Source organism: Gottfriedia sp. NPDC057991 (assembly GCF_042886615.1).
GTDB lineage: Bacteria > Bacillota > Bacilli > Bacillales > Bacillaceae_G > Gottfriedia.
In genome coordinates this window covers 57,890-74,490 of record NZ_JBHVQN010000003.1, presented here as the reverse complement: position 1 = coordinate 74,490, position 16,601 = coordinate 57,890, and the positions used below count along the sequence as shown (strand labels likewise).

Genomic DNA, 16,601 nt, shown 5'->3' with positions numbered 1-16,601 from the left:
GTAAAGTTTAATTTTGGGGGTAGAGTAATGGAACAAGTTATGAAGAATGCTTTTTTATTTATGTCTAAAAATAAGTTTTTGACTAAAATGGCTAAAAAATATGGCCTAAGATTTGGTGCAGGACGTTTTGTTGCAGGCGAAACAATCGATTTAGCTACAAAAGTTATTAAGGATTTAAATAAAAAGAATTTAAAAGTAACAATTGATTATCTTGGAGAGTTCGTAGACACGGTTGAAGAAGCAAATGAAATGGCTGATCACTGCATCGAAGCGATTGAGGCGATTGGAAAAGAAAAATTAAATTCACAATGTTCTCTTAAAATGACTTCGATGGGTCTTGATATTTCTGACGAGTTAGTTTTATCAAATATGCGTCGTATTTTAGAGGCAGCTAAAAAGAGTGGTGTATTCGTTACAATCGATATGGAAGATTTCACTCGTTGTGAAAAAACAATTCGTATCTTTAAGCAATTAAGATCTGAGTACGATAATATCGGAACAGTTATCCAAGCTTATTTATATAGAACTGAAAACGATATTACAGATTTAAACAGTTTAAAACCAAACTTACGTTTAGTAAAAGGTGCTTATAAGGAGCCTGCTGAAGTAGCATTCCCAGAGAAAAAAGATGTGGATGAAAACTTCAAAAAAATCATTAAAATGCACTTATTAAACGGTAACTTTACTGCAATCGCTTCACATGATGAAGCAATGATTGAGTATACAAAACAATTAGTAAAAGAGCATAATATTCCAAACGATCAATTTGAGTTCCAAATGTTATACGGAATTCGCACAGAGCGTCAATTAGAGCTTGTTAAAGAAGGCTATAATATGCGAGTTTATGTTCCTTATGGTACTGACTGGTATGGATACTTCATGCGTCGTCTAGCAGAACGCCCTGCAAACGTTGCATTCGTATTAAAAGGAATGTTCAGTAAATAATTTTAAAATTAAAGAGGCTGACTAAAAAGGATTGAGTGAGGATCCTTTTTAGTCAGCCTTTTTCTCTTTATACAGGATTTTTTGTGATAAGTAGTTATTAGTAAAACAACATTATTCATATAATTGCTTAAATCAGTAAGGTCCTAGTTTTTTTATTAAATTTGAGTGAAAAAAGCTTACTGACCCATATTTTTTTTACCGTACTGCTGATTGTTACTTTGTCTACCTTTTTCTTCTCTTTGATCTCCATGACTTGCATTACCTTGAACACTTGCTGCACTAACTCCACCCTTTGATGGATTTCTTTCACGTTTCATATCTTATCACCTCCATTTCTTAGACTAACCTATTTAAATAAACTTATTAGTAAAAAATGGAGTGTGATAAAAAAAGGAGAGGGAGGAATTTAGATCATAAATAAAATTTTACTAATTTGAACTTTTTGTTTATTGCGAAAAATAAGAATTTATCATATAGTGGAAGAAGAGAGCTCATTGATAATGGATTGTTTTATCCAGAAAGTGAATGAGTATTCATTCAAGATATGAGGAGGAGAAATGCATATGATCCAAAAAATTAAAAAAGCCGCTGTACTCGGCTCTGGTGTGATGGGATCTGGTATCGCTGCACACTTGGCAAACATAGGTATTCCAACATTATTACTTGATATTGTCCCAAGAGAACTATCTGAGGAAGATGCTGCAAAAGGTCTTTCTACTGACTCCAAAGAATTTCGTAATCGATTTAGTCAAACGGCTATTCAGAAATTATTGAAACAAAAGCCAGCTCCTCTTGCGTCTAAGAAAAACTTAACGTTAATTCAAGCAGGTAACTTTGAAGATGACATGAGTCGTTTAAGCGAAGTTGATTGGATTATTGAAGTAGTTGTTGAAAATTTAGCAATTAAAAAACAAGTATTAGCAAAGGTAGATGCATACCGCAAACCAGGCTCAATCGTGAGCTCAAATACATCAGGTATTTCAATTGAAGCAATGTCTGAAGACTGTTCAGATGACTTCAAGAAACATTTCTTAGGCACTCACTTTTTTAACCCACCACGTTATTTAAAATTATTAGAAGTTATTCCTACTAAACATACATCTGAAGAAGTACTTACATTTATGAAAAGTTTTGGAGAAGACGTTTTAGGTAAAGGCGTTGTATTAGCAAAAGATACTCCAAACTTTATTGGAAACCGTATCGGAACTTATGGATTACTTGTAACTGTACAAGAAATGCTAAAAGGCGGATACAGTGTTGGAGAAGTTGATTCAATTACTGGACCAATGATTGGACGCCCTTCTAGTGCTACATTCCGTACTTTGGACGTAGTTGGTTTAGATACATTTATCCATGTTGCAAACAATGTGTATGAGCTAGTAGAAGGCGAAGAGAAAGAAGTATTTAAAGTTCCAGAATTTATGAAGGAAATGGCTAATCGTAATTGGCTTGGAAGTAAGTCTGGGCAAGGATTCTTTCTAAAGCAAGGTAAAGAAATCTTAGAATTAGATCCAAGCACATTTGAATATGGAGAAAGAAAAAGCCTAAAAACGGCTTCAACTGAAAGCATTAAACAAGTTAAAGGCTTAGCGAATAAGTTGAAAGCGCTTGTATACGCTGATGATCGAGCAGGTAACTTCTTATGGAGCATTATTAGCCCGGTATTAGTCTATTCAGCTGAATTGTCTGGTGAAATTTCTGATAACATCGTCGGAATTGACCAAGCAATGAAGTGGGGATTTGGCTGGGATTTAGGACCATTTGAAATTTGGGATGCAATTGGTGTATCCAAATCGGTCGTACGTATGGAAAGCGAAGGCTTAACTGTACCGAATTGGGTTAAGAATATGATCGATAGTGGTAACGAAACATTTTATAAGCAAGACAATGGAGTTACTAGCTTCTATCATAATGGCCAATATGAAGAGCAAGTAAGAAATGATAAAGAAGTTAAATTAAGAGTTTTAAAAGAACAAGGTCGAATGATTAAACAAAATTCAGGTGCGAGTTTAATTGACCTTGGTGATGGAGTTGCATGTTTAGAATTCCATACAAAGAGCAATGCGATTGGTATGGATATTACGCAAATGATTAACTTCGCAGTTGACGAAGTTTCAAAGAATTATAAAGGTTTAGTAATTGGTAACCAAGCTAAAAACTTCTGTGTTGGTGCTAATTTAGCAATGATTTTAATGGAAGCGCAAGATGACAACTATTTTGAAATTGAAATGGTTGTTAAAGGATTCCAGCAAGCAATGATGAAAATTAAGTACTCGGATAAACCGGTAGTTGTAGCTCCTTATGGTATGACATTAGGTGGTGGTGCTGAAATTTGTTTACCAGCTGCTAGTGTAGTTGCCTCTTCTGAAACTTATATGGGCTTAGTAGAAGTTGGAGTAGGCTTAATCCCAGGTGGGGGCGGTAGTAAAGAGCTTTACATTAAACAATTAAAACAGTTCCCAGAAGGTGTTGAGTTTGACCTACAAGGTCTTGCAAATCGAGTATTTGAAACAGTTGCAATGGCAAAAGTATCGACTTCTGCACAAGAAGCATTTGAAAATGGTTTCCTAAATCATGAAGATCGCAAAGTATTTAATGCAGATCATTTAATTTATGAAGCAAAACAACGAGTACTTGAGTTATATGAAGCTGGTTATAGCGCTCCAATTCGTGTAAAAGTACCAGTAGTTGGTGAGTCTGGTTATGCAACTTTATTAGCTGGTGCAAACTCAATGTACTATTCTGGCTATATTAGTGAACATGATTTAACAATTGCTAAGAAATTAGCGTATGTAATTGCAGGTGGAAAAGTACCATTCGGAACGTTAGTAGACGAAGAGTATTTATTAAATATTGAACGTGAAGCATTTTTAAATTTAATTTCTGAAATGAAATCTCAAGCACGTATGCAACACATGCTTGTAAAAGGAAAACCGTTACGTAATTAATCTAAAGATGGAGGGAAGAACATGAGAGAAGCTGTTATTGTAGCGGGTGCGAGAACACCTGTAGGTAAAGCGAAAAAGGGGTCACTAGCAACAGTTCGTCCAGATGATTTAGGGGCATTAGTTGTAAAAGAAACATTAAAGCGTGCTGGAAATTACGATGGTCCAATCGATGATATTATTTTTGGTTGCTCATCCCCAGAAGCCGAGCAAGGATTCAACATGGCACGTAATATAGGGGCACTAGCTGGATTACCGCATTCAGTTCCAGGAATTACAGTGAACCGTTATTGTTCTTCAGGTCTACAAAGTATTGCTTATGCAAGTGAACGAATTATGTTAGGTCATTCTGAAGCGATTATTGCGGGCGGAGCAGAATCAATGAGTTTACTTCCAATGGGAGGGCATGTTGCTCGTTTAAATAGTAGATTAGTAGAAAATGCACCAGAGTATTATATGGGTATGGGGCATACTGCTGAGCAAGTTGCCAATCGTTATGGCATTTCAAGAGAAGATCAAGATGCTTTTGCGGTACGTAGTCATAAGCGTGCAGCAGCAGCTATTAAAGAAGGACGTTTTGTAGACGAAATCGTTCCAGTTGATGTAATGCTACGTTCAGTTAACGTAAACAATAAATTAGAAGAAAAGAATTTTACTTTCTCTCAAGATGAGGGTGTACGTGAAGCTACATCTTCTGAAGTATTAGCTAAATTAAGACCAGCATTTAATGTGAGAGGTTCAGTAACGGCTGGAAACTCTTCACAAACGAGTGATGGGGCAGCAGCAGTCTTAGTGATGGATCGTGAAAAAGCGGAAGCTGAAGGGTTAAGTCCATTATTAAAATTCCGTTCTTTCGCAGTCGCTGGAGTAGCTCCTGAGGTTATGGGAATTGGACCAGTTGAAGCAATTCCAAAAGCTCTTAAATTAGCAGGATTAAGTTTATCTGACATTGGAATATTTGAATTAAATGAAGCCTTCGCTTCCCAATCAATTCAAATTATTCGTCACTTAGGTCTTGATGAAGACCGAGTAAATGTTAATGGTGGAGCAATTGCATTAGGGCACCCACTTGGCTGTACTGGTACTAAATTAACTTTATCTTTATTACATGAGATGAAGCGTCGTGGAGAGCAGTTCGGGATCGTAACAATGTGTGTAGGTGGCGGAATGGGAGCTGCCGGAGTATTTGAATTAGTTTAATAGATGTACGTAAATAGATTGTTAGAATCATGTCTTCATACAAGTAAATAGAAAATAGGAGGAATTTTTGATGGAAAAAACAATCGGTAACTTACTTAAAGGCGGAAGCTTTTTAACAACAGAAGTGACTTTTGATAAAGTTTTTACACCAGAGGATTTTACAGATGAGCATAAATTAATTGCAAAAACAACTGAAGATTTTGTAGTGAATGAAGTTTTACCTGAATTAGAATATTTAGAGCAACACGAATTCGACCGCACTGTAAGATTATTAAAACAAGCTGGCGAGCTAGGATTATTAGCTGCAGATGTTCCAGAAGAGTATGGCGGAATCGCATTAGATAAAATTAGCTCGGCATTAATTACAGAAAAAATTTCACGTGGTGGTGGATTCTCACTTTCTCAAGGAGCGCACGTAGGGATTGGCACACTTCCAATCGTATTATTTGGAAATCATGATCAAAAACAACGTTATTTACCAGGCTTAGCATCAGGTGAGAAATTTGCAGCTTATGCACTAACTGAGCCAGGTTCAGGTTCAGACGCATTAGGAGCAAAAACGGTTGCTAAATTAAATGCTGAAGGAACTCACTATGTTTTAAATGGTGAAAAACAATGGATTACAAACTCTGCATTTGCAGATGTATTTGTTGTCTATGCAAAAATTGATGGAGAGCATTTCTCAGCATTTATCGTTGAGAGAGATTATGAAGGTGTTTCGACTGGTCCAGAAGAAAAGAAAATGGGTATTAAATCATCTTCAACTCGTACATTGATTTTAGAAGATGTAAAAGTTCCAGTAGAAAACCTTTTAGGTGAAATTGGAAAAGGTCATGTTATTGCATTTAATATTTTAAATATTGGTCGTTATAAATTAGCTGTAGGTACAGTTGGTGGTTCAAAACGTGCTTTAGAATTATCTGCAACGTATGCTAACCAACGCCAACAATTCAAAACACCAATTGCTAAATTTAGTCTAATTCAAGAAAAATTAGCTAGTATGGCTACAAAAATTTATGCAAGTGAAAGTTCAGCATATCGTACTGTAGGACTTTTCGAAGATCGCTTTAGTCAATTAACTGAGGAGCAAGCAAAAGATCCAAAAGCAGTAGCTGCAGCTGTAGCAGAATATGCGATTGAATGTTCTTTAAATAAATTCTTCTGTTCAGAAGTGTTAGATTATGTAGCTGATGAAGGAGTGCAAATCCACGGTGGATATGGCTTCATGGCTGAATATGAAATTGAGCGTATTTACCGTGATTCTCGTATTAATCGAATTTTTGAAGGAACAAACGAAATTAATCGTTTAATTGTACCAAGCACTTACCTTCGAAAAGCAATGAGCGGAGAGCTTCCATTACTTCAACAAGCACAACAAATTCAAGAAGAGTTAATGATGCTAATGCCTGAAGAAGTTGGAGATACTCCTTTAGAGCAAGAAAAATATTTAGTTCGTAATGCGAAAAAAATCGCAATCATGATTGCTGGATTAGCAGTTCAAAAATTCGGTAAAGGATTAAGTACTGAACAAGAAATTCTAGTAAATATTGCTGATATCGTAAGCAATATTTACGCAATGGAATCGACAGTTCTACGTACTGAAAAAGCGATCAATAAAGTAGGTTTAGAAAAATCAAACCAAAAATTACTTTATACGCAAGTATTCTGCCAAGAAGCTTTTAATGAAATCGAAGCACATGCGAAAGAAACACTTGTTGCTGTTGAGTCTGGTGACACATTAAGAATGATGACTTCAGCACTTCGTAAGTTTACACGTCATACGCCAATTAATGTGATTGCGAAGAAGCGTGAAATTGCAGCTAATGTATTAGAAGAAGAGCGTTATACTGTTTAATAATAAAAAAACTGCCAATTTGCCAATTGGCAGTTTTTTTATTTAACATTTGTGAAGCAAATATCAAACGGCTTTTAGGAGCTCAATTTAGGCTAATAACTCCATAAATTTATTCTCTATTTCATTGGTTGTATGATTTTTGTATTTCCAGAAAACTTGAAGACAGTGTTTAAAGCGTTTTAAATTACCTTATTCATATGCTTTATTTGCTACATCTAGTAGTTCCTGTAGCCCTTCCTCAAATTCATTTTGTACACATTATAAGGCTTGGGCATAATGGGAATGCAAATACAGTTCTATTTCTCCTTGTCTCTTCGGTAGTAGGAAAATCAGTACGTAATAAAGAGCATGTCGTATAGCGAGCTATTGGGACAGGTAATTTCCAAAACTAAATTGCCATGAAGGCTTTTTGACTGTTTTTTCTTATTTAAGTATTGAAATATAGCTAATGAAGTAGAGGGCTTACTCTTATTAAGTACAGTTTATCGAAGTAGAAAGGATATTTTTCCCATAAGTTGTGCCATACTAGTAAATGGTGAGGAGAACTATTAAATAATCATTTTAAGTTCTTAAGAAATAACTTAATTTCCATTAAAATATTTAGGAGTTTTGTTCGGTAGTATCTATAAACACGAACATTTTACTAGTTTAAGAATGTTAATATTGGTATAATGGTTCTGACGACAATTTATTACAGAATTTTCGAACGGAACTATTTTAACTCGCATATTCCCTGTGATAAAATAGAATTTGGGAGGAGTTGCTAAAATGAGTATCATTTTTTATACATATCCAAAATGTGGAACTTGTCGAAAAGCCGCTTCTTGGCTTAAAGAACATAATATTCCGGTTGAAGCAATTGATATTACATTAAATCCACCTTCAAAGGAGTTACTTGCTGATCTTTATAAAGCAAGTGGAATTTCTATAAATAAATTATTTAATACAAGTGGCGTTAAATATCGTGAGCTTGGATTGAAGGATGTTATTCCAACGAAAACTGAGGACGAGCTATTAGAACTACTAAGTTCGGATGGTAAATTAATTAAAAGACCTCTACTTTTTAATGGAGATCAAGCGACAGTTGGTTTTAATGAGGAAGTATTTGAAAAGGTTTGGTTATAAAATAACTATATAATTTAAGGTAATTAATCTGAGGAGGATTTCACAATGTCAATTCCAAATGAACTACGTTATTCAGAAGAACATGAGTGGGTAAAAGTTGAAGGTAATAAATACTATATCGGTATTACTCATTTCGCTCAATCAGAGCTTGGAGATATCGTATTTGTTGAGCTACCAGAAGTAGGCGATGAACTTACTATTAATGAGCCATTCGGTAGCGTTGAGTCTGTAAAAACAGTTTCTGAACTATATGCTCCAATCAGTGGTAAAGTAATTGAAGTAAACTCTGATCTAGATGAAAATCCTGAATTCGTAAACGAATCTCCATACGAAAAAGCATGGATGGTAGTTGTTGAAGCAACAAATGCTTCTCAACTTGATGAGTTAATGACTGCTGGTCAATACGAAGAAATGATCAATCAAGATTAATTATCTAAAATTAAGCGTCCAATTTGGGCGCTTTTTTATTTTATGTGTATAATTAATGTAATAAAGCTTAACTTATTTACATAAAACATAATTTAAAGGGACATTTTCATTTAGGGAAAAAAAGGAAACAACTAAGGGGAAATCGAATATACTATATACAAAAGATTTTTAGTCAAAAGCTTTTGAGTCCTATACATTAGGTGATGCCCAGTGAATATTGAAGATCAAAGAAAAGTTATCATTGTCGAAGGTACTACTGATAAGAGGAAAATACAGACGATCATAAAGGAGCCTGTAGATATTATCTGTACAAATGGTACAGTTGGTACTTCAAAGCTAGATGAGCTTGCTGAAATGTTAGATTTAAGAGAAATCTATGTGTTAGTAGATGCAGATGAGGCCGGTGAAAAGCTTCGAAGACTCTTAAAAAGAGAATTTCCACAGGCAGAGCATCTGTACATTGATCGAAGTTATCGAGAAGTGGCAACAGCTCCGAGTCAACATTTAGCTAGTGTATTATTAGGGGCGGATATTTTAGTCTTTACAGATTATTTACGAACAAATTAAAGAGGAATTAAGATTATGCAGCAATGGACAAAGAATGATATATTACAAAGGATTCACTCCAAAGAGACAACAGTAATTTATATATATACCGCAATGTGTGGTACATGCCAAGTAGCATCTAAAATGCTAGAAGTTGTCAATGAGATTCTGCCAAATTTACCTATATGTAAGGTGAATATTAATGAAATAGTGGAGGAAGCTCAAAGCTGGAAGGTTGAAAGTGTACCTTGTTTACTTATTTTTGAAAATGGGGAAATGAAACAAAAAATTTACGCTTTTCAATCTGTACCATATTTACATGAATTGTTAAAAAAATATAATTTATATATTAAAAGATGAGTGCACAGACTGTTTGTTGCACTCTTTTTATATGGCTAAAAATATTTCCTGATTTTAGACATATTTCTCGGGAAATGAGTTGAATGTTGTAGAAATAAAATTAAAATATAGATTTTTATCAAAGTAAATGTCGAGCGAAATATAAAGAATACACCTCTTATCTATGAGAAAATAAGATTAAAGAAATCGGGAGAGGTGTTTATTATGGAAATCAAGGAGTGGATAGGACAAGCAAGAAACTTATTTATAAAAAAGGAATATTTACAAATCATTTTGCCAATCGAAGAAAGGATTGTAGAATTTAACTGTCTAAATGAAAAAGTATTTATAAAGTTAAGTAAAAAGGCTCCTTTTATCGAGGTAATTGATCGTTCGATTTCGCAACTTAGAGTTAACTTTTCAAAAGATGGATGGGAATATCTAAATTCAGGTTCGCAAAGGTTAGGACTTTTATTAAAACTGAATGATGCTTCTTTTGAAGGGAACTATCGATTATTACTACTAATGGAAACGATTTTTCAATATACGAGTGTTGAAAACGAAAAAAAACTTTTAGAAAATTGTTGACAACTAGTGTCTAACTTTGTAGAATTGGACTTACGTTAAAGAAATTACGTGAAACAACTTAATAGATCGTAAGATTAACTCTTATCGAGAGAGGTGGAGGGACTGTGCCCTGTGAAACCCAGCAACCGTCAATGATCGTCATTGAAATGGTGCTAATTCCTGCAAAGCATATGCTTTGAGAGATGAGAGAAAGGAATACTTTTTGTATGTTAAACCTTTCTGCTCATGTGAGTTGAAAGGTTTTTTTGTTTTATGCGACTAAAAAAGTACTTACTTACAAAAAATTGAAAGATAAGTTGTTAGAATGTTTTGAAAGGAGATCAAGTGTATGATTCAAATAAATAATGTAAGTAAAATATACAAAGGTAAAAAGGGCACAGTTACCGCAGTACAAAATGTTTCTTTAAATATTGAAGCAGGTGAAATTTTTGGCATGATCGGATATAGCGGCGCAGGGAAAAGTACGTTATTACGTATGCTAAATGGACTTGAGTCCCCTACATCAGGTGAAGTAATTATTAATGGTCAATCGATCTCTAAATGCTCATCTAGTCAATTAAGAAAAGCAAGACAAAAAATAGGAATGATTTTTCAGCATTTTAACTTATTGTGGTCAAGAACTGTGTTAGAAAATATACTTTTCCCTCTTGAAATTGCTAAAGTTTCAAAAAAGGAAAGCATTAATCGTGCGAAAGAATTAATTAAACTTGTAGGACTTGAAGGTAGAGAAAATGCTTATCCTTCTGAACTAAGTGGAGGTCAAAAGCAACGTGTCGGAATTGCAAGAGCACTTGCTAATAATCCAGATGTTCTTTTATGTGATGAAGCGACTTCGGCATTAGATCCAGAAACAACAGATTCAATATTAGCTTTATTGACAAATATTAATAAACAGCTTGGTATTACAATCATCCTGATTACCCATGAAATGCATGTAATTCAAAAGATTTGCCAACGAGTAGCTGTAATGGAAAACGGAAATGTAGTAGAAGAAGGCCATGTTGTTGATGTATTTACTCGCCCTAAACAACCAATTACAAAGAAATTTGTGACACAAATTAAAGGCAATGATGAAGGTGAAGTAATTTCTCAATGTGATGGGAAAGATAATACTTACAAGCTAACATTTAAAAATGGTCAAGCAGATCAGCCGCATATTTCTGAGGTAGTTAAGCACTTTGATATTGAGATTAACATTTTGCAAGGAAAAATTGTTCAAACCGCTGAAGGCTCTTATGGGACAATGAAGATTCAACTTGTTGGTGACATAAAAAACATCAAAGAAGCAATCGCTTATTTAGAATCAAAACAAGTTGAAGTGGAGGTAGCATAAGATGACACAACTTTTTCCGAATGTTGATTGGGATGCAATGCTTTTAGCTACTCAAGAAACATTATTCATGACAGTAATCGCTGCGCTTGCAACGTTCATTTTTGGACTAATAATAGGTTTATTCTTATTTTTAACTAGTAAAGATCAGCTTCTTGAAAATAAATTTTTTAATACAATCCTAGCAGCGTTTGTAAATATTTTTCGTTCAATACCGTTTATCATTTTAATTATTCTATTAATTCCATTTACGATCTTTATACTTGGCTCTATGCTTGGAGCAAAAGCAGCATTACCTGCATTAATTATCGGTGCTGCACCATTCTATGCAAGGATGGTCGAAATCGGATTACGTGAAATTGATAAAGGTGTAATCGAAGCTGCAAGAGCAATGGGAGCTAGTACTTTTACAATCATCGTAAAAGTATTAATACCAGAAGCTTTACCAGCAATTATTTCAGGTTTAACAGTTACTACAATCGCAATTGTTGGTTATACAGCAATGGCTGGTGTAGTAGGTGGCGGTGGACTTGGTAACTTAGCATTTATGGAAGGATACCAACGTTCTAATAACCAAGTAACTCTTGTTGCGACAGTTATTATTTTATTAATCGTATTTATTCTTCAATTTATTGGTGATTCAGTAACAACGAAAATAGATAAAAGAGCTTAATCATATAAGGGAGGAACTGACATTGAAATTCAAAAAAATCGCAAGTTTATTAGGAGCAGGTGTTTTAGCATTATCTTTAGCGGCATGTAATAAAGGTGGAGAAGATAAAAATAAAGAATTAGTGGTTGGTGCATCAAATGTACCTCACGCAGTTATTTTAGAACAAGCTAAACCAATCCTTAAAAAAGAAGGAATTAACTTAAAAATTGTTAAATTCCAAGATTATGTACTACCAAATAAAGCACTAGCTTCAAAAGAATTAGATGCAAACTATTTCCAACACATTCCATATTTAGAGTCTCAAATGAAAGAAAATGGTTATAAATTTGAAAACGCTGGTGGAATTCACATCGAGCCAATCGGAGTTTACTCTAAAAAATATAAGAGCTTAGACGATCTACCAAATGGAGCTAAAATTATCATGAGTAGCTCAGTAGCTGACCATGGTCGTATGTTAAGCTTATTACAACAAGAAGGTTTAATTAAACTTAAAGCTGGAATTGATCCAACTACTGCTCAAATTAAAGACATTGCTGAGAATCCAAAACACTTAAAATTCCAAGCTGACGTAGACGCTGGTATGCTTCCAAAAGTTTATCAAAACAATGAAGGGGATGCAGTACTAATTAACACAAACTACGCGATTGATGCTGGATTAAACCCAATGAAGGATGCTATCGCTTTAGAAGGTAAAGAATCTCCATATGTAAACATTATTGCTGTTCGTAAAGGCGATAAAGATAAAAAAGAAATTAAAGAGCTTGTAAAAGTATTACACTCAAAAGAAATTCAAGATTTCATCATTAAAAAATATAAAGGTGCTGTAGTACCTGTAAGTCAATAATAAAAAAAGAGAGGGTATCCCAAGTGAGTTTTTGTGGGAACCCTCTTTTTTATATAGGTAATAAAGATTCATTTGAAAAACGATTAACTGCAAATAAATTTTGAAAATCGCAAATAAAATTGGCAAAACTGCAATTAAAATTTGAGAATCGCAAATAAAATTAGCAAATTTGCAATTAAATCCCAAGGAATCGCAAATAAAATAAAAAATTATCTATACGAGTTAAGGTATTACGACCTTAAAATTGTACAATTGTAGAACTTTTAAATGGAGGATTAGTAAATGCGTTCAGTTTTCTTTCTATATCGAATAAAAAGTTGATAAAAACTGCTAATCATTTATAAAAAAGATCGATCATGAGCAACAAATGAACGAAAATACCTCCCACTACAAATTCAACTAGATAGTGATACAAAAGCCTATTAAAAAAAGGGATGCACATAAGTCATTTAATCTATCTTATGAAACAGCCCCTTTTTATTTTTAATTCTTCACAAGAATTTGATTTACAGGTGAGATTGGTGGTCGTTCAGCCATAACCTCAATAATATTTTTAGCTGCTATTTCTGACATAGCATCACGAGTTTCATATGTTGCATTACCGATATGAGGTGTTAATACAACATTTGTAAGTGATTTTAGCTCTTCTGTTATTTTTGGTTCGAATTCAAATACATCTAGAGCCGCTCCCGCAATAACGCCATCCTTTAATACATCTACTAATTCCTGTTCGTTCGCTAAAGGACCTCTCGCTGCATTGATAAAAAACGCAGTATCTTTCATCTTGTAAAACTCTTCTTTTCCAAATAAATGGTGTAGCTCAGGTTTGTAAGGAGAATGAAGGGTAATATAGTCAGAAGTCTGTAAAAGTTCTTCCATTGATACGTAAGTGGCATTTAAATCTTGTTCAAGTTCATTACTTAATCTTCTTGGTTGATGATAAATAATATTCATATTAAACGCCCTAGCTCGTTTAGCTACAGCTTGTCCGATATTTCCAAAACCAAAAATACCTAAAGTTTTTCCTGATACTTCTGTTCCTCTAAAGAATAATGGAGCCCACCCTTCAAAACCTTTTGTACGGCAAAGTTCGTCTCCTTCGACTATTCTTCTAGAAACTGCTAGGAGGATTCCAAAAGTTAACTCAGCAGTTGCGTCTGTAGAAACAAGTGGAGTGTTTGTAACATGAATTTCCTTGCTAGTTGCATAATCTACATCGATATTATTAAATCCTGCTCCGTAATTAGCAATAATTTTTACATTTTTAGCAGCATCAATTACTCTTTTTGTGATTGGAGTGGATAGTAAACTTAAAATTGCATCTACCCCACCAACAAGTTCACACAATTCATCTTCTGTAATTAATTGCTCATTTTCATAAACAATGACATGATGATCTTTTAATAATTGCTCAGCTTTTTCTGGGATTTTTCCAGCTACTAAGATATGTGCCAAATTAGAAACCTTCTTTCAATAATTTAATGAGTGAATGTTATCCTATTTATTATAAATGAAGTTATACGTTTTGTTTATTTTAGTATTTGGCAGTTTAAAGAATATATTTATTTTTAAAGTGTTTTCAGCAACCTAATTCACTTTTATTTATCAAAATAATGAAATGTATTTTATATTTCATTTTTTACAGAGTGTTGAAATATAAAACGGTCTATAAGGAAAACAATATTAAGTGGAGCATTATTGATGTTAAAATTCATATTTTGATGCTAAAATAATGATTTTAATTTACGAAAATTTGGAAGTTTATTGACAAGATGGTTTTTCACGCTGTTGAAATATAAAATGGTCAATAGGGAAAACGGACATTAAATGAACATTTATTTAATGATAAAATTATCATTTTTTGGCTGATTTATTAATGGTTTTAATTGTTAATATATTTGAGCAATTTCATGTTCCAATAATCACTAGTAATGATTTTTTTCAGAAGTTAAAAATATTATGAGCTAATTTTTAGAAAAACAAATTCAGTAGATTAGTTTAATTAATGTTCGATATTAATTGACCTACAAGCTGATTAATATACTACAGTAGGTTGCTCTAAGTAAAGGATATTTGATTAGGATTTATTGCAGGCTTTTTTTGATGAATAAGTTGATTGGAATGGAGGGATGCTCGACTCCTATGGGATATGCGGGAAGGCTGAGACCCCGCAGGCTTGCCGAGGCCGCTCAGGTCTCGCCCCATGGAAAGCGAGCATTCTGTAATGGAAATCAACATCACTCTACTCCTTTTACGAAAATTTGATAATTAATTGACTAGGTTGTTTTTCAACAGCGTAAAAAAAGCAGACACTAGTCTGCTTTTTTCATTGATATCTATGATTTAAACTTGCAGTAGGGGGAGTACGTTTTACTGAATAAAACTTATTTAAAGATTGATCTACATATACCCAGCCCTTCCAGCCTAAGTGAATTGTATCTTTTAGGAAATACTCATCGTATTCATGTGAAGAAAAATCAGCTACTTGGAATCCAGCATCTTCAATTTGTTTTTTTACTTTTTTGTAATAAACTTCTCTACCTTCTTTAGGGAAACCAGCGTAATCATACCATGGTCCATTTACTGGAACGGAAATAAATAACGCTTTTGTGTGCTCTTTTTTTAATAATGCTAATACCATTTGAAGGTCATCATATTCTGGCGATACACCATAGTTACTATTTCGTTTATAATTTTTTAAAGATGGAAGACGATTTTGAATATGCTTTATATAGTATTTATTAATTATACCGAAATGGTTAGAAGTTGATTCACGTTTGCCAATTTTATCGGCAACTTGAGCTACTCGATCCCAGGATAAATCTTCATATTTTGATTTTTTTAATCGGAAGTTTTTATCAGGATCCATTATAACGGTATCAAAAAGATCTTTCTTTTCAAGTATTTTTAAATATGTGTAAGCTAACGGTTTTTCAGCCATAGCCTCGAACTTAATTTTTTTGTTATTTGAAATAAATGATTTTAATTGTGTAACTAATAAAGAGTCTTTTTTGATAATTGACAGCGTTAAAAGTCTCTTTGCAATTTGTCTCTTTACTGAAATATCAATTGTATGATTAAAAACGAATGAATAAGTTTGAAGTGCAGAATAATTAGGTGAAAAATGAGTATCGTCAATGCCATGTGGAATAAACCACTGTGGAGATAAAACAAACACAATTTTTCTATTTTTTATTCCATCACCTAAAGATGCTAAATCAAGAAAATGAACGAGACTTTGTGATCCCCCTCGACCAATTAGATAGGGAGTAAATTCATCTTTTTCTCCCATAAAAAATCTTGAAGGATGGAAGGGGTCTCTTCTAGCAAGTTCTGAAGACCCAAAAATAGGTAGAAATTTTGGGTCTTTTAACATTTTGTTTTGAAGTAAAGTCCCTTGAAATGTTTCAGGGTTTAAAGATGCTGCTGTATTATTTAATCGTTTTTTTGTAATGAATAGTTCATAAAAAGAATTTGGAAGATACAAAGCTAGTAAAAAAATGAAAATAGCTGTTATCATCCCAAAAAATTGAACTTTTTTCATTTTCTAGCCTCTAAAATCGAAATGATTTTATTTGGTGTTGCCCACTCCTCGCGATCGAAGTCAGAAATCGTTACGTTGATACCAAGTTGTTCTTCGATTTCAACTAATAAGCTAACTGTACCAAATGAATCTAATAATCCTTCTTCAAAAATCAGAATATCTGGATTTTCAATCACTTCATCTGTATTACATAAATCTGCTAAAATTTTTAAAACTTCTGCTCTTAAATTTTCCATTA

16 protein-coding genes and 1 riboswitch are annotated in these 16,601 nt (G+C 33.6%); of the genes, 12 read left to right on the top strand and 4 right to left on the bottom strand.

Annotated elements, in window-relative coordinates:
* The first annotated feature begins 27 nt into the window (after nt 1–27).
* Nucleotides 28–945 (top strand): proline dehydrogenase family protein, encoded by a 918-nt coding sequence (locus tag ACFVR2_RS11905; RefSeq protein ID WP_387361912.1) that lies wholly within the window; start codon nt 28–30, stop codon nt 943–945.
* A 176-nt stretch (nt 946–1,121) separates the two neighbouring features.
* Here ACFVR2_RS11905 and ACFVR2_RS11900 read toward each other — a convergent pair whose 3' ends face one another.
* On the bottom strand, nt 1,122–1,262 hold the full coding sequence (locus tag ACFVR2_RS11900; protein WP_098232476.1) for a YuzL family protein: 141 nt from the start codon (nt 1,260–1,262) through the stop codon (nt 1,122–1,124).
* A 249-nt stretch (nt 1,263–1,511) separates the two neighbouring features.
* Between ACFVR2_RS11900 and ACFVR2_RS11895 the strand changes: the two genes are divergently transcribed.
* The 11 genes from ACFVR2_RS11895 (at nt 1,512) to metQ (ending at nt 12,819) form a co-directional block, all read left to right on the top strand.
* Nucleotides 1,512–3,893: a 3-hydroxyacyl-CoA dehydrogenase/enoyl-CoA hydratase family protein gene (locus ACFVR2_RS11895; protein ID WP_387362775.1), complete on the top strand. Its 2,382-nt coding sequence runs from the start codon at nt 1,512–1,514 to the stop codon at nt 3,891–3,893.
* A gap of 21 nt (nt 3,894–3,914) precedes the next feature.
* Nucleotides 3,915–5,090 (top strand): acetyl-CoA C-acetyltransferase, encoded by a 1,176-nt coding sequence (locus ACFVR2_RS11890; protein ID WP_387361910.1) that lies wholly within the window; start codon nt 3,915–3,917, stop codon nt 5,088–5,090.
* Between the two features lie 70 nt (nt 5,091–5,160).
* Nucleotides 5,161–6,945: an acyl-CoA dehydrogenase family protein gene (locus ACFVR2_RS11885; protein WP_387361908.1), complete on the top strand. Its 1,785-nt coding sequence runs from the start codon at nt 5,161–5,163 to the stop codon at nt 6,943–6,945.
* Between the two features lie 768 nt (nt 6,946–7,713).
* Nucleotides 7,714–8,070 (top strand): arsenate reductase family protein, encoded by a 357-nt coding sequence (locus ACFVR2_RS11880; RefSeq protein ID WP_098231638.1) that lies wholly within the window; start codon nt 7,714–7,716, stop codon nt 8,068–8,070.
* A 45-nt stretch (nt 8,071–8,115) separates the two neighbouring features.
* A complete protein-coding gene (gene gcvH / locus ACFVR2_RS11875; protein WP_098428612.1) occupies nt 8,116–8,499 on the top strand; it encodes a glycine cleavage system protein GcvH in 384 nt (127 codons plus the stop codon).
* 216 nt (nt 8,500–8,715) lie between these two features.
* The gene (locus ACFVR2_RS11870) at nt 8,716–9,066 is read left to right on the top strand and encodes a ribonuclease M5 (protein WP_088014517.1); all 351 of its coding nucleotides are present in this window, start codon (nt 8,716–8,718) and stop codon (nt 9,064–9,066) included.
* A 15-nt stretch (nt 9,067–9,081) separates the two neighbouring features.
* The gene (locus ACFVR2_RS11865; RefSeq protein WP_387361906.1) at nt 9,082–9,405 is read left to right on the top strand and encodes a thioredoxin family protein; all 324 of its coding nucleotides are present in this window, start codon (nt 9,082–9,084) and stop codon (nt 9,403–9,405) included.
* Between the two features lie 204 nt (nt 9,406–9,609).
* Nucleotides 9,610–9,972 (top strand): hypothetical protein, encoded by a 363-nt coding sequence (locus tag ACFVR2_RS11860; protein ID WP_387361904.1) that lies wholly within the window; start codon nt 9,610–9,612, stop codon nt 9,970–9,972.
* Nucleotides 9,973–10,050: 78 nt separating this feature from the next.
* Nucleotides 10,051–10,161: riboswitch (SAM riboswitch) on the top strand.
* Nucleotides 10,162–10,300: 139 nt separating this feature from the next.
* Nucleotides 10,301–11,305 carry a methionine ABC transporter ATP-binding protein gene (locus tag ACFVR2_RS11855; RefSeq protein WP_387361902.1) on the top strand — a complete coding sequence of 335 codons (1,005 nt, stop codon included), beginning with the start codon at nt 10,301–10,303 and terminating at the stop codon, nt 11,303–11,305.
* A 1-nt stretch (nt 11,306) separates the two neighbouring features.
* Nucleotides 11,307–11,975, top strand: a complete 669-nt coding sequence (locus tag ACFVR2_RS11850; RefSeq protein ID WP_387361899.1) for a methionine ABC transporter permease — start codon at nt 11,307–11,309, stop codon at nt 11,973–11,975.
* A 22-nt stretch (nt 11,976–11,997) separates the two neighbouring features.
* Nucleotides 11,998–12,819, top strand: coding sequence for a methionine ABC transporter substrate-binding lipoprotein MetQ (gene metQ / locus ACFVR2_RS11845; protein WP_387361897.1), 822 nt, complete (start codon nt 11,998–12,000; stop codon nt 12,817–12,819).
* 483 nt (nt 12,820–13,302) lie between these two features.
* Here the strand turns inward: metQ and ACFVR2_RS11840 are convergent, their stop codons facing one another.
* The 3 genes from ACFVR2_RS11840 to dltC all read right to left on the bottom strand — a co-directional run bounded on the left by ACFVR2_RS11840 (nt 13,303) and on the right by dltC (nt 16,599).
* On the bottom strand, nt 13,303–14,274 hold the full coding sequence (locus tag ACFVR2_RS11840) for a 2-hydroxyacid dehydrogenase family protein (RefSeq protein WP_387361895.1): 972 nt from the start codon (nt 14,272–14,274) through the stop codon (nt 13,303–13,305).
* Nucleotides 14,275–15,145: 871 nt separating this feature from the next.
* Nucleotides 15,146–16,363: a D-alanyl-lipoteichoic acid biosynthesis protein DltD gene (dltD, locus tag ACFVR2_RS11835; RefSeq protein WP_387361893.1), complete on the bottom strand. Its 1,218-nt coding sequence runs from the start codon at nt 16,361–16,363 to the stop codon at nt 15,146–15,148.
* Nucleotides 16,360–16,599, bottom strand: coding sequence for a D-alanine--poly(phosphoribitol) ligase subunit 2 (gene dltC, locus ACFVR2_RS11830; RefSeq protein ID WP_387361891.1), 240 nt, complete (start codon nt 16,597–16,599; stop codon nt 16,360–16,362). The genes dltD and dltC overlap by 4 nt, the downstream gene beginning before the upstream one ends.
* Between the last annotated feature and the right edge of the window lie 2 nt (nt 16,600–16,601).

Excerpts from the sequence above, each read along its gene's own strand:
- ACFVR2_RS11905 (WP_387361912.1), top strand. The coding sequence starts at position 28 with ATGGAACAAGTTATGAAGAATGCTTTTTTATTTATGTCTAAAAATAAG.
- ACFVR2_RS11900 (WP_098232476.1), bottom strand. The coding sequence starts at position 1,262 with ATGAAACGTGAAAGAAATCCATCAAAGGGTGGAGTTAGTGCAGCAAGT.
- ACFVR2_RS11890 (WP_387361910.1), top strand. The coding sequence starts at position 3,915 with ATGAGAGAAGCTGTTATTGTAGCGGGTGCGAGAACACCTGTAGGTAAA.
- ACFVR2_RS11885 (WP_387361908.1), top strand. The coding sequence starts at position 5,161 with ATGGAAAAAACAATCGGTAACTTACTTAAAGGCGGAAGCTTTTTAACA.
- ACFVR2_RS11880 (WP_098231638.1), top strand. The coding sequence starts at position 7,714 with ATGAGTATCATTTTTTATACATATCCAAAATGTGGAACTTGTCGAAAA.
- gcvH (WP_098428612.1), top strand. The coding sequence starts at position 8,116 with ATGTCAATTCCAAATGAACTACGTTATTCAGAAGAACATGAGTGGGTA.
- ACFVR2_RS11865 (WP_387361906.1), top strand. The coding sequence starts at position 9,082 with ATGCAGCAATGGACAAAGAATGATATATTACAAAGGATTCACTCCAAA.
- ACFVR2_RS11860 (WP_387361904.1), top strand. The coding sequence starts at position 9,610 with ATGGAAATCAAGGAGTGGATAGGACAAGCAAGAAACTTATTTATAAAA.
- ACFVR2_RS11855 (WP_387361902.1), top strand. The coding sequence starts at position 10,301 with ATGATTCAAATAAATAATGTAAGTAAAATATACAAAGGTAAAAAGGGC.
- ACFVR2_RS11850 (WP_387361899.1), top strand. The coding sequence starts at position 11,307 with ATGACACAACTTTTTCCGAATGTTGATTGGGATGCAATGCTTTTAGCT.
- dltD (WP_387361893.1), bottom strand. The coding sequence starts at position 16,363 with ATGAAAAAAGTTCAATTTTTTGGGATGATAACAGCTATTTTCATTTTT.
- dltC (WP_387361891.1), bottom strand. The coding sequence starts at position 16,599 with ATGGAAAATTTAAGAGCAGAAGTTTTAAAAATTTTAGCAGATTTATGT.